Source organism: Bacillus sp. FJAT-27986, assembly GCF_001685035.1.
GTDB lineage: Bacteria > Bacillota > Bacilli > Bacillales > Pradoshiaceae > Pradoshia.
Genome location: NZ_MAYV01000012.1, coordinates 488,566 through 508,707 on the forward strand (window position 1 = coordinate 488,566; position 20,142 = coordinate 508,707).

Consider the following 20,142-nt stretch of genomic DNA (forward strand, 5'->3'; position numbering starts at 1 on the left):
TCCGCCCTTACGTTTTGTCCGACTCCTCATATATTAATTATAAAGATTTATATGGAGGTGGAACTATGCAAAGAAGAAGACGTGCAGGCAAAGGACTATGTTATCCAGGATATAATTGGTGCGGTCCTGGCTGTTCCGGTCCATGGGGACCTACTAATCAAGTAGACTCATGCTGCAAGAAACATGATGACTGTTATAAGAGATTTGGACCCACCAAACAGTGTGACGAGATGCTGTTAAACTGCCTTCAATCACAAATAAATCCTCGAACAAAAATGGGACGAGATGCTCGATTGTTTTACAATGTCATGCGTCTTAGGTATGATCTCCGATAATTAATCAGAAACTATAAAAAGCCTCTCAAATCTTTCTGATTAGAGAGGTCTTTACTTTTAACCTATACATTACATCAGTACTATTAGATCTGGAAATTTTATATTTAACTCCATATTTCCCTCAGCTATAATCACTCTTAAATATTATGTAAATTGCATTCCCTCTTGTTCTATTCTTTTTATTATGCCGTGTTGCTTTATCGGAATGTTTAATATCTATATATATGGGCAAAACATTTAATATACCTAGAGAAATGAGGCGGAATTTATGTATTTTGAGTTGAACGAAACGAAACATCGCCCTTTCCCTTTACCGAAATCACCGTGGGTACTGACCCAGGTATGGAATGATATGCTATTTTTACATTATCAAATAGACCCCACCCTTCTCCGTCCATATGTGCCGGAGGAATTGGAGATTGATTCATATGAAGGAAAAGCATGGATTTCGATTATTCCCTTTAAGATAACTAAAATGAGAGCAAGAGGGCTTCCACATTTTCCATATCTTCATACTTATTTAGAGCTGAATGTACGTACATATGTTAAATACAAGGGTGTTCCTGGTATTTATTTTTTTAGTTTGGATGCTGATAAACTATTAGCCGTCTTGGGAGCACAAGTGGGCTTGGGCCTACCTTATAAAAAAGCACATATGTACTTTCAACAGGAAAGGGATCAATTTTATTTTCAAAGTGTACGAGAAAGCAATAAAAAAACCTATCAACTCGATGTTCATTATGAGCGTAAACAGATTTTATACGAACCCCTGCCGAACTCTTTGGATTTTTGGTTATTAGAACGATACAGTATGTATAGTATTTGGGGCGATTTAATCATACGCGGAGATATTCATCACGATCAATGGAAAGTAAGTATGGTTCATGCGCATATTTCAACTAATACTATGCTCGACTTTTTAGGAGATGAAACACTCGATCCTGCACCACAGCATATGCATTACTCGAGAAGAAAGCGATTTTTATTTTTCCCTCCAAAAATTGTGGGCAAAATTAAACACTCCACAGACAAATAATCTATACAATAGGTGTAATCTCGACTATATTATGTTAAACGAAAATATACTCTCTTTAGTCTGGTTAGATAAAAGTATTTAACTGAATTCTTCTTAATTCATTCTCCCTTTTATCATACCCATCAGTTGGGTAAATGATTGCTACCATAACTTACTCCTATCTTTTCGGTAAATTGGCTTTCTTTTGACTTCTTAATAATATTAAAATGTAAACTCCTATTAATCTATTCGTAACATTGTAACTATATAATGGTACTATAATAGTTTTCCAGAAGGATAGATGCTAAAAATGGACATAAAAGAGCCAACGAAAAAAACGAATTCAATAACCATACCTCCGGTGATTAAAGATTATATCGGAAATAAAACTACATTAGAAGATTTAGAGCAACTGAAGCATTTGGTTGCAAAAAGATATGCTGAACTTAAAGTACCCCGTCTCGATTAACGGGGTTTTTTATTTGCCTACATTCAACCTCTATTCATACTTTTCCTACTTAGTGTTTTCTCTTCATTTTTTCTATAATTCTTACCCCGTATTTTCCTATCCTAGTTCATCAAATCTGCACCTTAACTTCATTAAGATGTTAATCTAATGAAAATAAAAAGCTCTCTCCTAGGCTCATTCTGGCTATAGTATTCTCTCAGCCCTATATTTAATAGAAGAAACTCGATATTTTTTACTAAACGATATTTCTAACTTCAAAAAATTGAGGATTCAGAGTCAATACCTTTCTAAAAAACAATAGAATCATGACTTTTTACTTATATTGACTATAACTTTCAATTGAAAGATGAATCTAACCACCCTGTACTAATTGCCCTCTTTTTTGTAGTATATGGGAGAAATGATAGAAATTTAAAGGAGAGTGTCGAATGTCAAAATCCAATATTAATCGTTTCTTCGTCCCAGCCTTTCTCGTGTTCCTGCTCCTCTTACCGTTCATTCCTGCGGTAACACCCAAGGCAGATGGACCAATTACTGTAACAGAGGCAATAGCAAACAATACAGGCAATGCTACTGTTGAAGGCTATATCGTTGCCCATACGACAGGAAATAATAGCTACAATTTTGAAGCACCATTCAGCAGTGATTTTAATATTGCGCTAGCTGATTCACCCAATGAAACGGATAAAGAAAAACTGCTTCCTATCCAGCTCCCGGCTAAATTCCGAGCAGAATTTGGGCTTCAGTCTAATCCATCCATCATCGGGAGTAAAATTCACGTTACTGGAAATCTTGAGGCTTACTATACAGTGCCTGGATTAAAATCACCTACCTCCATTGTTTTTGCAGAAGAACATGATCCAACTCCGAAAGCTGCCGCTGCTGCGAGCTCAGTCTCTCCAGGACCAGTATCAGCTGGAACAGCTATTTCCTTAACTACAGAGACGGAAAACGCAACCATCTACTACACAACAAATGGGATGGAACCTACCATAGACAGCGAAGTGTACACGACCCCTATCATCATCGCAGAAAACACGACAATTAAAGCAATCGTCGTAGCAGACGGCTATAAAAACAGTGATATTGTATCACTAGCCTATTACATTGCCACTAGCGGTTTACAGATACATGACATTCAAGGTGCCGAGCACCACTCTCCATATCAGGATCAATATGTGGCAGATGTTGAAGGCATCGTAACTTATATTGCCGATGCTAACAACTTTTACATGCAATCTCTAACGCCTGATAAAAACCCTGCCACCTCAGAAGGCATACTTGTCTATAAAAGAAACCATGCTGCACAAGTTGGTAATACCATTAAAGCAAGCGGTCAGGTTAAAGAATGGGTACTTGAAGGTTATGCAGAAAAATTAACAACGGATTTACCGGTTACAGAAATCAATGCTACTAACATTACGATTGTAAATGACTCACAACCGCTCCCTAAGCCGATTGAGATTAGCCCGCTTAAAGGACAGCCAACACGAATCATCGATAACGACCAGTTCAGCAAGTTTGATCCATATCAGGACGGGATTGATTATTACGAGAGCCTAGAGGGAATGCTCGTAAACATTAAACAGCCGAAGGTTATTGCACCGCAGGATTATGGCGAACTATATGTAGTGTCAAAATATACTTTACTCAACACACTGGTAAAAGGCTTGAGGATTTCAGAAAACGATTATAACCCAGAGCGACTCATCATTGATACTGGTGATTCAAGCTTTGTTACCAAGACAGGCGATTCATTTACTGGAGATATTCATGGTGTTGTAAGTTATGGTTTCAGCAATTACCGAATCTTATCTGATAAAGAAAATTTACCAGAGCTTAAAAACGGTAGCCTGAAACAAGAGGTAACGAAATTTAAGCAACATGCCAAAAAACTGACAGTCGCTTCCTATAACGTAGAAAATTTCTCTCCGAAGGAAAGCGACGAGAAAACTACTAAACTTGCAAAAGCCATTACTGACAATTTAAATCAGCCTGATATCATTGGACTTACTGAAATACAGGATAATGATGGTGCCACAAATAGCGGTAATACAGATGCAAGTGCAAGCTATCAAACATTGATTGATAAAATCAAAGAGTTGGGCGGTCCTTCTTATTCATTCACAGATATTGCGCCGGTTAATAATCAAGACGGAGGCGCTCCTGGAGCGAATATTCGCGTTGGATTTTTATATAACCCAGAGCGAGTGTCACTCACTCCTGCTCCAAAAGGCAGTGCGAATGAAGCAGTCAGCTATGAAGATGGCAAACTGACAGCTAATCCAGGACGAATTGATCCTGAAAATCCTGCTTTCGATAGTAGTCGTAAGCCTTTAGCTGCCCAATTCACCTTTAATGGGAAGGATGTTATCGTCATCGCTAACCATTTTAATTCAAAAGGCGGAGATCAGCCGCTCTTTGGAAAAAACCAGCCGGCTATATTGTCTAGTGAGGAGCAGCGCATTAGCATAGCAAATGTGGTGAATCAATTTGTAAAAGAAATCCAGTCCAAGAACAAGAATGCCAATATTATTGCTCTCGGAGACTTAAATGACTTTGAATTTACAGATACACTCAAAACACTGAAGGGAAGGGAACTGACGAATATGATTGATTTGATTCCCTCAATTGACCGCTATACGTATGCCTATCAAGGAAATTTACAAGTGCTAGACCATATCCTTGTTTCGAAACCACTAACATTGCGTACAGCTGTTGATATCGTTCACATCAACGCTGCCTTCATGGAAGAACACGGACGGGCAAGTGATCATGACCCTGTATTAATCCAAACCATGCTAAAATAATGCTCAATAAATTCTTGAGAAGGCGGTCCTAAAAGGATTGCCTTCTCTTCTTTTATGTAAGGCAGAGTTTTGAGATGATACGTCTTAGGTAACGCATATTATGAACACAAGAAACCCAATGGTACATATACATCGGGTTTGTCATCTCTTGGCACTTCATAAGTCAAGGCTTGTCTACTGTCTCCTATTCCTTTAATGGTCGGATCCTGAACAATACCAATCCAGCTAAAATAACCACAAAAATCAAAACTAATTGTGGTGTAACATCATCTTCTGCGACAGACGGCATGACTCCTATTAAACCGAGCAACTTATATATAAAGCTGGTGACTAAAGTAGCAAATGCAATAATAAGGTTGGGTTTTTAAAACGTACTTTCCAATTCATTCTATCACTCCATTAACTTAGTATGCCTAACTTCAAATATATTTAAAAGGCTGAATGCTGACAGTAAAAAGAAAATCCCTGCCCCCCAATTTAAGGACATTTCACTCGTGGCATAAGAAACAGCAATGATTAAATAAATTAAGGCGGATAACCCTAACCCAAACTTTCTCATTACATAACTATTAATAACCAGCCCAATAACCTTAATGGTAGCTGCAGAAAAGAAAATGAGAGCAAACAATGTCTCGCTTCCCAACTGACTTAAAGTTCCATATAACTCTGGCAATTGCTGAAACATATCATTGTTGAACATACATACCATAGCAAGGTAATAGCTCAATATACTAACTAGTGCCTCAAAATATGGTATAGACCTTTTCATCATCCACCCTCCTTAGTTCAGTTTTTGTATAGCAAACACAATAAAACCGATAACCGCTGGAATAGTTCCACCTATAACGGCAGCGGTCACAGTTCTTCTTAACCATACAGTATCTCCTTTAATGTCTTTTAGGGTTTCTAAAATACCAGCAATCTGTTGATCGTGTACAATTTGTGTACTACGCATTTGGTCCAACCGATCCTCCTGCTTGTCCATCCGGAGTTCATGTTTTTCAAAACGCACGTCCTGTTTATCAAATTGCCCTTCCGTCTGACGCTTGTACTCTTTGAACTCTTCTAACATATTCATCACCAACTGTTTTAACATGTAACCTTCACCCTCATCATATGCGAAGAATCTTTCTTTTGTGCCATAATTAGACTTTGTAACTATCATTTAATGTCTGAATAGTTGGTCAAGAGAATGGCTCGCTTTACACGAGCATCACTTTAGGCAAAAAAAAAGAGGACTCCAACTAGAAGTCCCCTCATACTATGTGATTTGATCATACTTACCCGTGAAAAAACTCAATGGTTTATTACTTATAATTGCATTCAGATCTACATTACCAGCATATCCATCTACTCTTCCTTTGTCTGTAAATTGCCATAAGTCGCAAGCATAGTCAGGTTTCCTGCTACTTGCTCGCCTGCCATTGTTACGCCCATAAGAAGGTATCCAAACAGCATCAAAGTCTCTTATATCGATATTAAAGGATTTATAAAGATGATTGGCAATATATATCCCTACTTTCTTCACCCCAAGAGCTCTCAATTTCTTTGCATAGACCTTAACCCCTGCTCTCATATCTTTCATGCTCTTCTCCTCAACATCAAGCCAGTAAACAGGCGGGCTAAATTCTTTAGTCCGGTTATAAAAATCAGTAGCCTCTTTCTCCATATCAGAGATCGAAATACCCCTTACCCACGCATAGGCATTAGTTGGTACACCACGCTTATTAAATTCCTTGTGATGAGTTTTATAATGTCTGTCGATTGTAGAAGATCCATACTGAGTACGAACAATAACTAAATCCACTTCCTTGGCTAGTTTGTCATAATTTATAGACGATGGTGGCTGGTGATGTGAAATATCTATAATTTTCCCCATTTTTATCAGTACCCCCTTTTATTAGAATATATAAAAAGAGCCCTGGGGGACACTTAAAATAAATTAAACGGCAACTATAGTTTTTGACAGAGGCGAGCAATTTTGCTGGGCATAAAAACTGCCTCGCTTTTTTTATATTAAATGCTTAAATGGTAAGACTTCTCCCCTTCCCTTAAGGGATTGTGTGCACTATATCGGCCGAGCATACACCTGGATTCTGCTTGCCGTTTTTTATCCAACTAAGGCGATCTATAAAGGGCTTTTCGCTATGTCCTTCACCGCTATAACAGCAAACTTCTCTTTAGAGTGTATTCTTAGTTGTTTCTCCAGAAATTCATCCGCTTCCGGTTCCCATGGAATTCTAGCATCAGTTTTCCATGTGTCTCTCATTTTTATCGCCTCCTACTTTTATAATATCAGTCAGAGGCGATTTATTAATAAGAGGGGAAAAGTTTTTATAAAAAAGAGGACTTCCAGAGTGGAAAGTCCCTTTAATTTTAAATTTTCAGCTTTTCTAATTCGTTTAATTTTAAATGCAAAAGAAGAATTTTTTGATTAACTTCCTTAGATGATTCCACATGTTGAAGCAAATAGCGTAACCGCATGGTGTGGAAAATACACAAAAGTTTCTTCATATATAATCATCCTTTATCCGACTTACGTTAATAATAGCGTTGGTATATAATTTCAACAAGAGGCTCAAGATGCGGTTCATTTGTCATATACAAATAAGAGGAATCCCACTTAGGAACCCTCTTATTTATTCTTCTCATGTTACCGCATAGTATGTTCCAATTATACTTTAAATCAACGAAACCTTTCGCACAGGATATTCATTTCCTGTAACTATTTAATGCTATGGAACGAATCCATAAAAGAGCCGGATTGCCAAAGATACAATTCACGCTTTAAGGCATACTCATGCTGTTCTACTTCTAGAATCAGGAGCTTCGATGAAATACATCCAAGTACGATTGGGTCATGGATCCATTCAGATCACCGCTGATGTGTACTCTCGCGTCTCTAAGAAAATCGAAAAAGATACTATGGGAAAATTTGAAGATTTCACAAAAAGTTAAAATGTTTAGAGGCGGGGCAAAAGCGGGGTAAAAATTTGGACAAGCTAAAAACATGTGATTGCCCCACCAAATAAAAAACCCTTGACGCTAGCAGTGTCAAGGGTTTCAGCTATTAATACATTTGAAGATATTGTTCTCTCTCCCATGGATGAACTTGGGTTCTAAACATATCCCATTCAATCTCTTTTGCTTCTACAAAGTGTTCCAGGATATGATCACCTAGACCATTCATGATGACTGGGTTTTTTTGTAATTCCACTAACGCTTGATATAATGTAGACGGAAGATCTTTAATACCTTCTTCAGCACGTTCTTGTGCAGACATTACATAGATATTACGGTCAATTGGCGCCGGAGCTTTTTTCTGATTTCTAATGCCATCAAGACCAGCGCTAAGTAATACTGCCATAGCTAGGTATGGATTTGCAGTTGGGTCAACAGAACGTACCTCAACACGTGTGCTCAATCCACGGGAAGCCGGAATACGGATTAGTGGGCTACGGTTACGAGCAGACCATGCAACATAACAAGGTGCTTCGTATCCAGGAACTAGACGTTTGTATGAGTTAACTGTTGGATTTGTTACTGCCGTGAACGCAGGCGCATGCTCAATGATACCAGCAATGAATTGATGAGCTGTCTCGCTCAATTCGATATTTCCTTTTGTATCGTAGAAAGCATTCTTTCCATCAGAGAATAAAGATAAGTTCATGTGCATACCGGAACCATTCACACCGAACAATGGTTTTGCCATGAAAGTTGCGTGCAAGCCATGTTTACGAGCAATTGTTTTTACTACCAATTTGAACGTTTGGATTTGGTCACATGCTGTAATCGCATCAGCATATTTAAAATCAATCTCATGTTGTCCTGGAGCTACCTCATGGTGGGAAGCTTCAATTTCAAATCCCATCTCTTCTAGCTCAAGAACGATATCGCGACGGCAATTTTCACCTAAATCTGTAGGAGCAAGGTCAAAGTATCCGCCTTTATCATTTAACTCCAAAGTTGGTTCCCCTGCTTGATCCAATTTGAATAAGAAGAATTCTGGTTCAGGCCCAAGATTGAAATCTGTGAAACCTAGCTCTTTCATTTCCTCTAACACACGTTTTAAATTAGCACGTGGGTCACCTGAGAAAGGTGTGCCATCCGGATTGTAAATATCGCAGATTAAACGAGCCACTTTTCCTTTTTCAGCAGTCCAAGGAAAAATTACCCATGTATCAAGATCTGGATATAAAAGCATATCAGATTCTTCGATACGAACGAACCCTTCAATGGATGAACCATCAAACATCATTTTATTTTCTAATGCTTTATCAAGCTGACTTACTGGAATTTCTACGTTTTTAATTGTTCCCAGAATGTCGGTAAATTGTAATCGAATAAATTTCACATTTTCATCTTTAGCTAACTTTCTAATATCATCCGCAGTGTATTTCCCCATCTTCCTTTTTCCTCCTTAAATAATAAAGCTTTTTATATTTTAATTTTTAATTAAAAAACCGATGCATATCACCAGATTGGTTGCTGCCTCTCGTTGTAAAGCGGCCAGCCTTCAAAATTTCATCACGCAATAATTTTCTTAATTGCGCATTGGTCAATTCTGGTTTTGTTTCTTCTTTAGAATGTTCATCTTTAGCAATTATTTCAGTTTCATTATAAATAGAAGGTTCAAGAATTTTTTTAATCCCAGCCATATTTATGCCTTGATCAAGCAATTCTTTAATTTCCAAAAGACGATCAATATCGTTTAACGAAAACATCCTTCGATTACCCTCTGTTCTGGCTGGATAAACCAATTTGTGTTCTTCATAATAACGGATTTGACGTGCAGTTAAATCGGTCAGCTGCATGACAATACTCATTGGAAAAAGTGGCATGGTTCTTCTGATGTTACCGCTCACCACTACATCCTCCTTCAATACCTCTTCTTGATATTGTTAGTTTATGCCATGTAAACTTCTTTGTCAATCATATGTAAGGTTTTCTGACATGGAATCTCTGGAGTAATGTATCATTTTAACTGCTTTACTTCTTTTACCCCAAACTCAGACAATTAACCTATTAATTTATAAATAAAAGCAACAAGCTGGTCCTTATTTTGAATTTCACATAAAAAAGCACTTCTATTTACACATTAATTCAACTCTTTTCCACTAAAAAGTATACCTACCTCTATGGAGCAAATAGACCAAGATACAGAAAAGATATTGCACAGACACACTAGAGGTGTATAGAAGATGCAGGAAAGCCACGGTATCCTACGCCTATCTTACATCTATCAAACACCTTTAATTAGGAATAGGTGTAACAAAGATGTAGCATAGCATCTATTCAGCACCTTCCAGACACCTTTGACCCCGCATAGGTGCGGCATAGGTGTGCCATGGGTACAGCATAACACCTATCCTCCACCCTTCAGACACCTATGCTATGCGATGCCATTCAATAAACAGCTAATATGATATAGATAAACAGAGTTCACTTTGAATCCCACTCTGCAAATAATCGGTTACTTGTAACTCACACTGACCATTTTTACTAATAAAAAACTCCCCTATTCCAAAAATAAGGGAGTTATTATTAGTTACTTTATTAATCCTTTTTCAATCATCTGATCAATTGCTTTGCAAATGGCTATTTTAACATGTGAGTACGTTAGTCCGCCCTGTACAAAAGCGGTATATGGCGGTCTTAACGGACCGTCAGCGGTTAATTCGATACTCGCTCCCTGAATAAACGTTCCGGCAGCCATGATTACATCATCCTCATATCCTGGCATATAAGCAGGATATGGTGTTACATGAGAGTTAATTGGTGAAGCAAACTGAATCTGCTGACAGAACAGCACCATCTTATCTCTGTCATGAAATTGGACTGATTGAATGAGATCTGTTCTTGGTTCGTTCCATGTAGGTGAAGGGTTAAATCCCCATTTTTCTAGCATGGCAGCTGTAAAGATTGCTCCTTTTAAGGATTGTCCAACAACATGCGGAGCCAAGAAGAATCCTTGGTACATTTCTAATAAACTGTACAAGGAAGCACCCGCTTCAGCACCAATACCCGGTGTTGTTAAACGATATGCGCATCGTTCTACCAAATCAGCTCTACCGGCAATATAACCACCCGTTTTCGCTAAACCGCCGCCAGGATTTTTAATTAAGGAACCAGCCATTAGGTCCGCACCAACCTCAGTAGGCTCCATTTTCTCAGCAAACTCTCCATAGCAGTTATCAACAAAGACAACGACATCCTGTTTGATAGCTTTTACAAACTGAATCATTTCCTTGATTTCTGCAATTTTAAATGATGGGCGGTTATCATAGCCTTTTGAGCGTTGAATTCCAATTACCTTCGTATTTGGTTTAATGGCTTTTGCTACTGCATCAAAGTCAACATACCCATCTTCCTTTAAAGCGACAGATTGATAGGATATTTGATATTCCTTTAAGGATCCTATACCACTTCCGCGTATGCCAACAATCTCTTCAAGCGTGTCATAAGGCTTTCCAGTGATGTATAAAAGCTCATCTCCAGGGCGTAACACACCGAATAAGGATGTTGAAATAGCATGTGTTCCAGATATGATTTGCGGGCGGACAAGTGCCGCTTCGGCTCCAAATACATGAGCAAACACCTTTTCCAATGTATCTCTTCCCATATCATCATACCCATAACCTGTTGATGGATTAAAATGGGCATCACTAACCTGATTTTCCTGGAAGGCTTTCAATACCTTCGCTGTATTAAAGTCTACATTTTCTTCAATTTCTAAAAATCTTTCAGCAATCATTTTTTCAGTATCCTGAACAGTTTCTTTAATTCTCTCACCGTTCTTTAATTGTTCAAACATGTTGTATTCCTACTCCTACTCATAATTTTTAATAATTCCCATGATTGCATGGTCTGCTAAAGCAAGTCCCTTTAGATGATAGGTCTCATTGCTTTCATGAAACTCGGTTGATTTAACGATTGTCTCATCCTTTAACCGGGCTATAATTTTCCCTTCATTAGCTGGAATCATTACGGAATATGGTTCCATAAAGCTTTCAACCAATTTTTCCATTTCTAAAAGGAGTTGTTGAATCCCTTCATCCTGACGAGCAGATATATGAATGGATTTTTCCTTGGATGTCGGTACAAATTCAGAATGGGCGGCATCTTTTTTGTTATAGACAATCAATTGAGGAATATCCTCAGCACCCAAATCCTCGATAATTTTTTGAACGGTCTTCTCATGATTATAAGCATCAGGATGAGAAGAATCCACTACATGTAAAATGGCATCGGATTCTGTCACTTCTTCAAGCGTGGATCTAAATGCCGCAACAAGGGAGGTAGGTAAATCCTGAATAAATCCAACAGTATCACTGATAAGGACCTTGTATCCAGATGGAAGAAGACATTCCCTGGTCATCGGATCAAGGGTAGCGAACAGTTGATTTTCCTCATAAGAATCCGCTTCAGCCAGACGATTAAATAAGGTTGATTTACCGGCATTCGTATATCCAGCCAATGCAATTTGGAAACGATTATTTCGTTTTCTGCGCGCTCTGTAACGTTCCCTGTGCTTAACAACTGAATCCAACTGCCTTTTGATCTCATCCAAGCGACGTCGAATGTGACGTCTGTCAGATTCCAGCTTGGTTTCCCCCGGTCCCCTCGTTCCAATTCCACCGCCGAGTCTTGATAATTCAGTACCTTGCCCCGCCAATCTTGGCAACATATATTGCAATTGGGCTAACTCTACTTGCATTTGACCTTCGCGAGAACGCGCACGTTGAGCAAAAATATCTAAAATCAACTGGGTACGGTCAACGATTCTAGTTCCCAGCTCTTTACCTAGATTTCGTATTTGACTGGGAGACAATTCATCGTTAAAGATTACGACATCCGGTTCTAGCTCTTCAACTAATGCAATAAGCTCCTCGACTTTCCCTTTTCCGATATATGTAGCAGGATGAGGCTTAACTCTCTTTTGAGACACTAATACAAGAGCCTGCCCTCCGGCAGTTTCCGTTAGTGATTCAAGTTCCTCCATAGAGGATTCAAATCGACTGTCATCAATATCTTCACGCTGACAACCAACTAGTATAGCTTTTTCATATGTTTCTTCCATTATGTCACTTCCCTCAATAGTTCACTATTCTTCTTATCATACCAAAAAAATCACCCGTTCCAAACACTGTATTCAAATGATATGATAAATTAGCCAGATTTTAAATGATTATTTGAATTTTATTTAAGGAGAAAAAGAAAAAAGTATGACATGGGATGTATTAAGCATTATCGGAACAATCGCTTTTGCGACCAGCGGAGCCTTGGTGGCAATGGAAGAGGAATATGACTTATTTGGCCTTTATTTACTCGGATTTGTAACAGCCTTTGGGGGAGGTGCCATTCGCAATTTGCTGCTCGGGATCCCAATAATCCATATTTGGGAACAAAACGGATTATTTTTTATCGCATTCATTTCTATAACTATTGTTTGTTTATTTCAGCATTCGCTTTTAAAGCATTGGAACAGGTGGGGGAATTTTTTTGACGCTATCGGTTTAAGCGCATTCGCTGTACAGGGCGCTTTACTAGCAACGGAAATGAACTTACCGCTTATTGCGGTTGTATTTGCTGCTATCCTGACAGGAAGTGGCGGCGGTATCGTACGAGATGTCCTCGCAGGCAGGAAGCCAATACTGTTAAGATCTGAGATTTACGCAATTTGGGCAGGTATTGCAGGTCTCTTAATCGGCCTCGGAGCGATGACATCCAACCTTGAATTATACCTTTTATTTATTATTATTACCTTTTTACGAATGCTTTCTTATCTATACGAATGGCATTTACCTGTTGTTAAAAGAAGTTACTGATTAAGAGTTACTACATAAATATCCTACTAATCCACTTTCATAGATTCGTATTTATATAGGATAAATGATAAGGGCCTTGCTGTTTTCTTAGCAAGGCTCTTTAATCTGTATTGATGATTATCTTAAGTGCCATACTCCACAACTGGCATGAATCCTTTTACCTCATAATCAGAAATCTCTATAAATGAAAAATCATGACGATGAAAAATAGCTCTGATTTTAGAAGAGAACTCCCTCTTATACTCAAGAATGCGTTTTGTTGTTTCAAATTCCCATACACATAGTTTATTTTCTTCTATAAATAAGCCGTATTTGTAGGTAAGTGCAAAGGTAATTAAATTTCCTGTATCAAAAGGAATTTTCATCGTTTTTTCTTCTTCAAGCTGCTCGTTTAGTATTACTAACTCATTTCTCTCCAAGTTGATACAAGCATAGGGCTTATAACGAGTAACCAGAGGGTCATAGAGAAGATCATATTGGATAGCATTGTTATAAAAAGACTCTAAACCACTGAATGGAGATACACAGTTCAATATATTTACTCCAGCACCCTTTCCGTATACACCTTGATCTCCATATGTACATAGAACGCCATCTTTGTAAGGAAATAACTCATGAATATGTGAACCAACCTCAAATTCAGATACAAATTTACCCGTTAATGAATAAAAAGATAGAGTCGTATTGTATAAAAGACAGAAATGGTCTTTTGTGAATCGAATAATATGGTGACCCTTGGGAAGAGTTAAAATAAGTTCTCCGTTTAATTGAACCGTATTTTCACCGGTGTTTTTTAACAAAACAATCAAATCTTCTTTTTTACAATCTGCATCAATTATTACCTGTTTGCTTGTAAATATAATTTCTTCTATCAAATTCATCTCGTTTAACCTTCTACTCTCATTCCACTTCTCGATCTTTATGGCAAGAGATTGTTAATATAAAATCTACCATTCCAACCTATGCAACTAACTAAAATTTACCACAAAATCTAAATTATTAATAGATTACTTAGACGTGGTAGTTCGTTAATTCCCTGCGTTTGATTTTAGTATTCTAACCTACTAATAATCACCATCTTAGAAATATTTCATTATGACTATTTCTCAAAAAAACAAATGCCCCAAAAGCTTTATGACAGCTTACGGGGCAATCATATTTATTCGTATCTCTTACTCAAACGTATCGAACACTAGGTCATCACTTCGGATCGTCATTAATTCCCGACGTTCATATTGATCCGACAGCAAAAGACGCATTGCCTGAGTTCTGATTGATTTTTCTATTACATTCCTTACATATCTACCATTGGAAAAGGATTTTAGATGTAGAACATTTGTTAAATAATACAGATGATCGCGCAGTTTTCTTTCTGCGTCTAGACTATAAACGTATTGCCTAGCACTTAACATTCGGTTCCCTATATCCATTAATTGATCAACCGTGTAATCCGGAAAATCAATAACAATCGGAAAACGGGATTGCAGGCCTGGATTCAAGGTTAAAAAATACTCCATTTCCCGTGAATATCCGGCAAGAATAAGAATAAATTCATGCTGCCGATCCTCCATATGCTTTACCAATGTATCAATCGCTTCCTTACCAAAATCCTTTTCACCACCCCTTCCCAAAGAATAGGCTTCATCAATGAAAAGAATACCCCCAATTGCCTTTTTGATTAAATCTCTCGTCTTTTGAGCTGTGTGTCCTATATATTCTCCTACAAGATCTGCCCGCTCGGCCTCGATTAAGTGGCCTTTGCTCAGGACATTCATCTTTACAAATAAATCTCCTATAAGCCGTGCGACCGTCGTTTTTCCAGTACCGGGATTACCTTTAAACATCATATGAAGCGCCTGTTTTTCAGCCTTAAGGCCAGCTACTTCCCGTTGTTTATTCACATAAATCCATGCATAAATTTCCTTTATAACTTTTTTCATTTCCTCCATGCCTACGAGACTATTCAATTCAGCTTCAATTTCTTTTAGGGCTATATGATGAGAAGGTATATCCTTTGGTAATGGAGGAACATTTAGAATCGGCTTAACCTGAGCCTTTGCTTGACCATTTTTCAATACAACATTAATTTGCCCATTATTTCTCACTCGCATTGGCTGTTGCTCCATTTGATCACCTCTTTAATGAAGCCGTGTCCCCCCTTTTTTACCTAACACATTCGACAAAGTGAAGGCAAAATAGACAAGGGCACCCCTGAAACTACAATATAAATTTATTTTTTACCAATAAAGGTGTGCCTGATTGTCACATACTGCGATTGCCCGGAAAATAATTATATTTCCTCTCCTTATTTATATTCCCAACACCCTCCATACAGAATGAAAAAATCAGTTAAATAAAAAACAGACTCACCGTAGAGGGAGTCTGCCGTACTTATCCTTAACCTTCAAGGTCAACTTGTACATTTTTTTGAGGAGCAAATGTTGAAATCGCATGTTTGTAGACCAGTTGATGTTTACCCTCTGTTTCAATTAAGACTGTAAAATTATCAAACCCTTTTATCAGTCCGCGTAACTGAAATCCATTAAGTAAAAAGATTGTTACATATACATTTTCCTTACGCAATTGATTTAAAATTTGATCTTGAATATTGATTCCTTGTTTCATTTTTTTGCCTCCTCTTTTCTCTCTATAGTTTATCTATTCGCCTTTAAAGCGAGCATTCCTGCCACTTCAAGCGATATTTCTTCAGAAATTTTTTCGAAATCAGCCAAATTGGTCATATCAAACCAGTGAACATCCATCTTATTTCGGAACCAAGTAAATTGTCTTTTTGCAAACCGACGGGAATTCCGCTGTATTTCTGCTATGACATTTTCTCGTGTTTCAGTTCCTTCAATTAGTCCCTCAAATTCCTTATATCCAATTGCTTGCATGGATTGTGCATCTTTTAATCCTTTTGCATATAGTTTTCTGACTTCCTCTTCAAGACCCTGCTGCATCATTGCTTCGACTCGTTCATTGATCCTTTTATATAAAAGATCGCGGTCCATCGTTAACCCAATCAGAGCCACATCATATAATAATGTTCTCTCTGTGGATTGTTCCTGTTCACTGAAACGCTTTCCTGAATCGTAAAATACCTCTAAAGCACGGATAACTCTTTTTGTGTTATTAGGATGTATTTTTTTTGCAGCAACGGGATCAATCTCAACAAGTGTTTGATAAACAGCATCAGGCCCTTCTTGTTCAATTCGTTCTTCCAGCTCTTTTCGAATATTAGGATTTGCTGTGGTTTCAGGGAACTGGTAATCATAGAGGACGGATTGAATATACAAACCGGTACCACCCACTAATATAGGAAGCTTTCCCCTATTCGTTATATCATTAATCTTCTGCTGCACTTCTTGCTTAAAATCATAAACATTATAGGATTCAGATGGTTCCCTGCAATCAATTAAATAATGAGGAATCCCTTCCATTTCGTCCTTTGTAACTTTAGCAGTTCCTATATCCATACCCTTAAAAATCTGTGCTGAATCGCCACTTATAATTTCACCATTGAACTTCTTGGCCAAATTGATTGATAATTTGGTTTTTCCCACTGCCGTTGGTCCAATAATCACGACCAATTTCTGTTTTTCCATTTATGCTTCACACTGCCCTATTCATTTTTTCTTATCTTAACATAAATCATTATAATCTGAACATGAGCGAGTAACATCTAACCAGTATAGTCAGTTTAAATGGTCTTTATTCAATTCTTTTTTCACACTTTTATTATTTTTAAATAATTTTTAGATGAACTTTAACCTTAAGATAAGTTCTATTAATACTAACCCTATAATTAAGGTGCTTCAGTAATCAATCATATAACAATTACCTAATCAATATTTATTATAGAGGTTTCATACATTTGAAGGCGTAAACGATATTACGCGTAGCAAATTGCTGAGGATGGAGAAAGGTATCTTACATATATAGAAATGAGGAGATTGTTTTCATGCTCCGGTTCATACAGGTATTAACCGGCTTACTTACGTTTTTCTTACTGGGTTATATTTTTTCATATAGAGTCTTCTCCTTGGTGCAATTACTTTTTGTTTATTTATTCGTCCTATTTTTAATAACCGGTATTAGAGAACTTTATAACTATAAGACTTTTATAGGATCCATGTATGTTCTTGTCTCGCTTCTTCTTTTCTTATTTTTTATCCACAGATGAAATAGCGGGTTCAATATGACCACTGGCATCTCGATTCCATAGGAAACTTACAAACCCATCTAATTCTTCACGTTGGAAAGTTCTTTCTACAAGGCTTACATTTATCTGTAAGATCCTGAATTTAAATCTACAATAGTTACTTTAAAATAGATTAATAATATAAAATCATTTCAATTTAACGGTATAATAGGTATTAATTAGGTTGTTTCTCTCCATGTAAAATTGCAAAATCAATGCTAATTCTCATGATGTTTTTTTAAACTTTTGATGTAGTTTTACTTAACTTCAGTAAAGTGGTAACGATTATTTTAGAAGGAGTTCAATTCCAAAAAAATTGTTAAGGAAGTGATGGCTTTGGGAGAACAACTAAAGCTCGATAAAAACCAATGGGATGACAGTCATCGTCCATGGGCTCTCCCGAATTTACCTTGGACAATGAAGCAGACATGGAGCGATCTTTTATTTGCCCATTATCCAATTAAATATGAGGTATTACGAAAGTTAGTACCTGAAGTGCTCCCTTTAGATTCATATAATGGCATATGCTGGATTGGGGTTGTACCGTTTCGTATGTCGGGTATTAGACTCCGGGGATTACCCCCTATTCCAGGAACAGATCAATTTCCTGAGCTAAATGTTCGTACATATGTCATTCTCGATGGAAAGCCAGGTGTGTACTTTTTTAGTTTGGATGCTTCCAATTGGCTTGCTGTAAAAGGGGCTAGAACACTATACCACTTACCGTATTGGTACACTGATATGGAGATCCAGACTAATGATACAAACATTGAATTTAAAAGTAAGAGACTACATGACCATGAAATCGAGTTAGCCTGTAGCTATAGACCAATTTCAGAACCATTTCAGGCAGCTAAAGGGTCTTTCGAGGAATGGATGGCCGAGCGTTACTGCTTTTATACCTTAAATTTATCAGGAGTACCGCTTCGCTGTGATATTTTACATGACCCTTGGATATTACAAGAGGCAGAAGCAGAATTCAGTAAGAATTCCGTTCTATCCAAGCAAGGTATTGATATTAATTGTGAAATGCCTATATTTCATTTTGCAAAAAAAATTGAGGTGCGTGCTTGGCCTTTGGTTCACCATTTCACTAATCGTTTCAGTACATAGAATAGTATAAGGTCTCAGTGCCATGGACTAAAATACTAACTCCTTTTATACACATCTCCTTAGAGCCAAATAAAAAGAGATTCCCTCATCCTTTGTTAGATGCTGAAATCTCTTTTTATGTTTAAATTGTTCCATTTTATCCTTCTTTGTTTTCGTCATTCTTGTACTCAAATCAATTGTATATAGGCCGCCCCGTAGAGTCTCAGGATTGCGCTTGCCTTCCCTCTCCAATTTCAACCTATATTTTTTAGCCCGACTTTTACTCATAACTCTATACACCTCAATTTTTTACAGGATAGGATTAGTATACACAAATTTAGGGAAAAAGACATTAAGCAGCGTTTCTAATGATAGGTCTTTAATTTATTTTCAAACCAATCACTGAAATGTTGTTAGTTGAAGAAATATACCTTAAAATGTAAACAAGTTGTCGTTTAGGAGGAATGAGTAATGGAAGAACAAAACAAAGGAATACATAAATATAAAAAATACATCGATTCAGCCAAAACCTATTTAAATAATACAAAAAAATCAAATGAGCTATTAGATGAAGCAACTACGAAATCAAATACAAACAAAAATGCACTGGAAGAGGTATGGGACAATCTTCAATTACTCATCACCATGTTTCGCTCTTGGGTAAAGGGTGATTATAAAGAGATTCCTAAAAAATCGATTATTTCTATAATCGCAGCCATTATCTATTTTGTATCACCTATTGATTTTATCCCTGATTTTATTGTAGGTCTTGGTTTTGCTGATGATGCAGCCATCATCGGATTTACCATTAAGCAAATAACTGAAGACCTCGAGAAATTCAAACTATGGCAAGCGAAGCAAGAGCAAACTATTGATATTGAGTAATTAAAAAGGTGTCTGATCAGTATTATAGACTGATTTGATACCTTTTTTTGCTTTTCAAGGTTGATTTCTTGGGTCTGATACACATGTATTTGATGAAAATAATAAACTAAGCAGTTGGCAACATCCCATACAACTAATGGTAGCTGCTCATAAATTATATTCACGAAGATGACTATGACTACCTTTCAGGCACCTTTACCCCGGTATAGGTCGGTCATAGGTGCCTCATAGGTAGATCATAGCTCCTTTCCTCCATACTTCACCCACCTTTCAGACACCTATACCCGGGTATAGGTCGGGCATAGCTGCCTCATAGCTGGGGCATAGCTCCCTTCCTCCATACTTCACCTACCTTTCAACCACCTATACCCGGGTATAGGTCGGGCATAGCTGCCTCATAGCTGGGGCATAGCTCCCTTCCTCCATACTTCGCCCACCTTTCAGGCACCTATACCCGGGTATAGGTCGGGCATAGGTGCCTCATAGCTGAGGCATAGCGCTTTCCTC

21 protein-coding genes and 1 pseudogene are annotated in these 20,142 nt (G+C 37.6%); 8 read left to right on the forward strand and 14 right to left on the reverse strand.

What is annotated here, in order from left to right; genetic code table 11:
• The first annotated feature begins 65 nt into the window (after positions 1–65).
• From A8L44_RS08620 to A8L44_RS08630, 4 genes are all read left to right on the forward strand, one after another.
• Complete coding sequence (locus A8L44_RS08620) at positions 66–335, forward strand: phospholipase A2 family protein (protein WP_066104205.1); 270 nt, start codon at positions 66–68, stop codon at positions 333–335.
• A gap of 268 nt (positions 336–603) precedes the next feature.
• A complete protein-coding gene (locus A8L44_RS08625) occupies positions 604–1,371 on the forward strand; it encodes a YqjF family protein (protein ID WP_066104208.1) in 768 nt (255 codons plus the stop codon).
• 289 nt (positions 1,372–1,660) lie between these two features.
• Positions 1,661–1,819, forward strand: coding sequence for a hypothetical protein (locus A8L44_RS18920; protein ID WP_175354261.1), 159 nt, complete (start codon positions 1,661–1,663; stop codon positions 1,817–1,819).
• A gap of 428 nt (positions 1,820–2,247) precedes the next feature.
• Complete coding sequence (locus A8L44_RS08630) at positions 2,248–4,629, forward strand: DUF6359 domain-containing protein (RefSeq protein WP_066104212.1); 2,382 nt, start codon at positions 2,248–2,250, stop codon at positions 4,627–4,629.
• A gap of 98 nt (positions 4,630–4,727) precedes the next feature.
• Here the strand turns inward: A8L44_RS08630 and A8L44_RS19465 are convergent, their stop codons facing one another.
• The 5 genes from A8L44_RS19465 to A8L44_RS18925 form a co-directional block, all read right to left on the reverse strand.
• Positions 4,728–4,883, reverse strand: coding sequence for a phage holin (locus A8L44_RS19465; RefSeq protein WP_077248048.1), 156 nt, complete (start codon positions 4,881–4,883; stop codon positions 4,728–4,730).
• 137 nt (positions 4,884–5,020) lie between these two features.
• Positions 5,021–5,398, reverse strand: coding sequence for a hypothetical protein (locus A8L44_RS08635; protein WP_066104215.1), 378 nt, complete (start codon positions 5,396–5,398; stop codon positions 5,021–5,023).
• A 12-nt stretch (positions 5,399–5,410) separates the two neighbouring features.
• Positions 5,411–5,725, reverse strand: coding sequence for a hemolysin XhlA family protein (locus A8L44_RS08640; RefSeq protein ID WP_066104219.1), 315 nt, complete (start codon positions 5,723–5,725; stop codon positions 5,411–5,413).
• A gap of 165 nt (positions 5,726–5,890) precedes the next feature.
• Positions 5,891–6,508: a glycoside hydrolase family 25 protein gene (locus A8L44_RS08645; RefSeq protein ID WP_066104222.1), complete on the reverse strand. Its 618-nt coding sequence runs from the start codon at positions 6,506–6,508 to the stop codon at positions 5,891–5,893.
• 249 nt (positions 6,509–6,757) lie between these two features.
• On the reverse strand, positions 6,758–6,898 hold the full coding sequence (locus A8L44_RS18925; RefSeq protein WP_175354262.1) for a hypothetical protein: 141 nt from the start codon (positions 6,896–6,898) through the stop codon (positions 6,758–6,760).
• Positions 6,899–7,354: 456 nt separating this feature from the next.
• Here A8L44_RS18925 and A8L44_RS19345 point away from each other — a divergent pair.
• Positions 7,355–7,587: pseudogene (locus tag A8L44_RS19345) on the forward strand (tyrosine-type recombinase/integrase); the annotation flags it as partial.
• Positions 7,588–7,699: 112 nt separating this feature from the next.
• Here the strand turns inward: A8L44_RS19345 and glnA are convergent.
• The 4 genes from glnA to hflX form a co-directional block, all read right to left on the reverse strand.
• The gene (glnA, locus tag A8L44_RS08650) at positions 7,700–9,034 is read right to left on the reverse strand and encodes a type I glutamate--ammonia ligase (RefSeq protein ID WP_066104225.1); all 1,335 of its coding nucleotides are present in this window, start codon (positions 9,032–9,034) and stop codon (positions 7,700–7,702) included.
• 46 nt (positions 9,035–9,080) lie between these two features.
• Positions 9,081–9,494 carry a MerR family transcriptional regulator gene (locus A8L44_RS08655; RefSeq protein WP_066104229.1) on the reverse strand — a complete coding sequence of 138 codons (414 nt, stop codon included), beginning with the start codon at positions 9,492–9,494 and terminating at the stop codon, positions 9,081–9,083.
• Positions 9,495–10,177: 683 nt separating this feature from the next.
• Complete coding sequence (locus A8L44_RS08660) at positions 10,178–11,443, reverse strand: methionine gamma-lyase family protein (protein WP_066104232.1); 1,266 nt, start codon at positions 11,441–11,443, stop codon at positions 10,178–10,180.
• Between the two features lie 15 nt (positions 11,444–11,458).
• Positions 11,459–12,709 carry a GTPase HflX gene (hflX, locus tag A8L44_RS08665; RefSeq protein WP_066104235.1) on the reverse strand — a complete coding sequence of 417 codons (1,251 nt, stop codon included), beginning with the start codon at positions 12,707–12,709 and terminating at the stop codon, positions 11,459–11,461.
• A 145-nt stretch (positions 12,710–12,854) separates the two neighbouring features.
• Between hflX and A8L44_RS08670 the strand changes: the two genes are divergently transcribed.
• The gene (locus A8L44_RS08670) at positions 12,855–13,457 is read left to right on the forward strand and encodes a trimeric intracellular cation channel family protein (RefSeq protein ID WP_066104240.1); all 603 of its coding nucleotides are present in this window, start codon (positions 12,855–12,857) and stop codon (positions 13,455–13,457) included.
• Positions 13,458–13,579: 122 nt separating this feature from the next.
• Here the strand turns inward: A8L44_RS08670 and A8L44_RS08675 are convergent, their stop codons facing one another.
• The 4 genes from A8L44_RS08675 to miaA form a co-directional block, all read right to left on the reverse strand.
• Positions 13,580–14,338 carry a hypothetical protein gene (locus A8L44_RS08675; RefSeq protein ID WP_066104243.1) on the reverse strand — a complete coding sequence of 253 codons (759 nt, stop codon included), beginning with the start codon at positions 14,336–14,338 and terminating at the stop codon, positions 13,580–13,582.
• Between the two features lie 291 nt (positions 14,339–14,629).
• On the reverse strand, positions 14,630–15,583 hold the full coding sequence (gene spoVK / locus A8L44_RS08680; RefSeq protein ID WP_066104245.1) for a stage V sporulation protein K: 954 nt from the start codon (positions 15,581–15,583) through the stop codon (positions 14,630–14,632).
• Between the two features lie 271 nt (positions 15,584–15,854).
• Positions 15,855–16,082 (reverse strand): RNA chaperone Hfq, encoded by a 228-nt coding sequence (gene hfq / locus A8L44_RS08685; RefSeq protein ID WP_066104248.1) that lies wholly within the window; start codon positions 16,080–16,082, stop codon positions 15,855–15,857.
• Between the two features lie 29 nt (positions 16,083–16,111).
• Entirely contained in the window at positions 16,112–17,062 is a 951-nt protein-coding gene (miaA, locus tag A8L44_RS08690) for a tRNA (adenosine(37)-N6)-dimethylallyltransferase MiaA (protein WP_066104252.1), read from the reverse strand.
• Positions 17,063–18,075: 1,013 nt separating this feature from the next.
• On the opposite strand from miaA, the gene A8L44_RS08695 reads away from it, so the two are divergent.
• Positions 18,076–18,771, forward strand: a complete 696-nt coding sequence (locus tag A8L44_RS08695) for a YqjF family protein (protein ID WP_254654705.1) — start codon at positions 18,076–18,078, stop codon at positions 18,769–18,771.
• A gap of 45 nt (positions 18,772–18,816) precedes the next feature.
• On the opposite strand, the gene A8L44_RS08700 is transcribed toward A8L44_RS08695, so the two are convergent.
• Positions 18,817–19,038 (reverse strand): hypothetical protein, encoded by a 222-nt coding sequence (locus A8L44_RS08700; RefSeq protein WP_066104257.1) that lies wholly within the window; start codon positions 19,036–19,038, stop codon positions 18,817–18,819.
• A 183-nt stretch (positions 19,039–19,221) separates the two neighbouring features.
• On the opposite strand from A8L44_RS08700, the gene A8L44_RS08705 reads away from it, so the two are divergent.
• Complete coding sequence (locus A8L44_RS08705; protein ID WP_066104258.1) at positions 19,222–19,635, forward strand: YkvA family protein; 414 nt, start codon at positions 19,222–19,224, stop codon at positions 19,633–19,635.
• The last annotated feature ends 507 nt before the right edge of the window (positions 19,636–20,142 follow it).

Excerpts from the sequence above, each read along its gene's own strand:
- A8L44_RS08670 (WP_066104240.1), top strand. The coding sequence starts at position 12,855 with ATGACATGGGATGTATTAAGCATTATCGGAACAATCGCTTTTGCGACC.
- A8L44_RS08700 (WP_066104257.1), bottom strand. The coding sequence starts at position 19,038 with ATGAGTAAAAGTCGGGCTAAAAAATATAGGTTGAAATTGGAGAGGGAA.
- A8L44_RS08660 (WP_066104232.1), bottom strand. The coding sequence starts at position 11,443 with ATGTTTGAACAATTAAAGAACGGTGAGAGAATTAAAGAAACTGTTCAG.
- spoVK (WP_066104245.1), bottom strand. The coding sequence starts at position 15,583 with ATGGAGCAACAGCCAATGCGAGTGAGAAATAATGGGCAAATTAATGTT.
- miaA (WP_066104252.1), bottom strand. The coding sequence starts at position 17,062 with ATGGAAAAACAGAAATTGGTCGTGATTATTGGACCAACGGCAGTGGGA.
- A8L44_RS08640 (WP_066104219.1), bottom strand. The coding sequence starts at position 5,725 with ATGTTAAAACAGTTGGTGATGAATATGTTAGAAGAGTTCAAAGAGTAC.
- A8L44_RS08645 (WP_066104222.1), bottom strand. The coding sequence starts at position 6,508 with ATGGGGAAAATTATAGATATTTCACATCACCAGCCACCATCGTCTATA.
- hflX (WP_066104235.1), bottom strand. The coding sequence starts at position 12,709 with ATGGAAGAAACATATGAAAAAGCTATACTAGTTGGTTGTCAGCGTGAA.
- glnA (WP_066104225.1), bottom strand. The coding sequence starts at position 9,034 with ATGGGGAAATACACTGCGGATGATATTAGAAAGTTAGCTAAAGATGAA.
- A8L44_RS18925 (WP_175354262.1), bottom strand. The coding sequence starts at position 6,898 with ATGAGAGACACATGGAAAACTGATGCTAGAATTCCATGGGAACCGGAA.
- A8L44_RS08630 (WP_066104212.1), top strand. The coding sequence starts at position 2,248 with ATGTCAAAATCCAATATTAATCGTTTCTTCGTCCCAGCCTTTCTCGTG.
- hfq (WP_066104248.1), bottom strand. The coding sequence starts at position 16,082 with ATGAAACAAGGAATCAATATTCAAGATCAAATTTTAAATCAATTGCGT.
- A8L44_RS08705 (WP_066104258.1), top strand. The coding sequence starts at position 19,222 with ATGGAAGAACAAAACAAAGGAATACATAAATATAAAAAATACATCGAT.
- A8L44_RS18920 (WP_175354261.1), top strand. The coding sequence starts at position 1,661 with ATGGACATAAAAGAGCCAACGAAAAAAACGAATTCAATAACCATACCT.
- A8L44_RS08635 (WP_066104215.1), bottom strand. The coding sequence starts at position 5,398 with ATGAAAAGGTCTATACCATATTTTGAGGCACTAGTTAGTATATTGAGC.
- A8L44_RS08620 (WP_066104205.1), top strand. The coding sequence starts at position 66 with ATGCAAAGAAGAAGACGTGCAGGCAAAGGACTATGTTATCCAGGATAT.
- A8L44_RS08695 (WP_254654705.1), top strand. The coding sequence starts at position 18,076 with ATGAAGCAGACATGGAGCGATCTTTTATTTGCCCATTATCCAATTAAA.
- A8L44_RS08625 (WP_066104208.1), top strand. The coding sequence starts at position 604 with ATGTATTTTGAGTTGAACGAAACGAAACATCGCCCTTTCCCTTTACCG.
- A8L44_RS08675 (WP_066104243.1), bottom strand. The coding sequence starts at position 14,338 with ATGAATTTGATAGAAGAAATTATATTTACAAGCAAACAGGTAATAATT.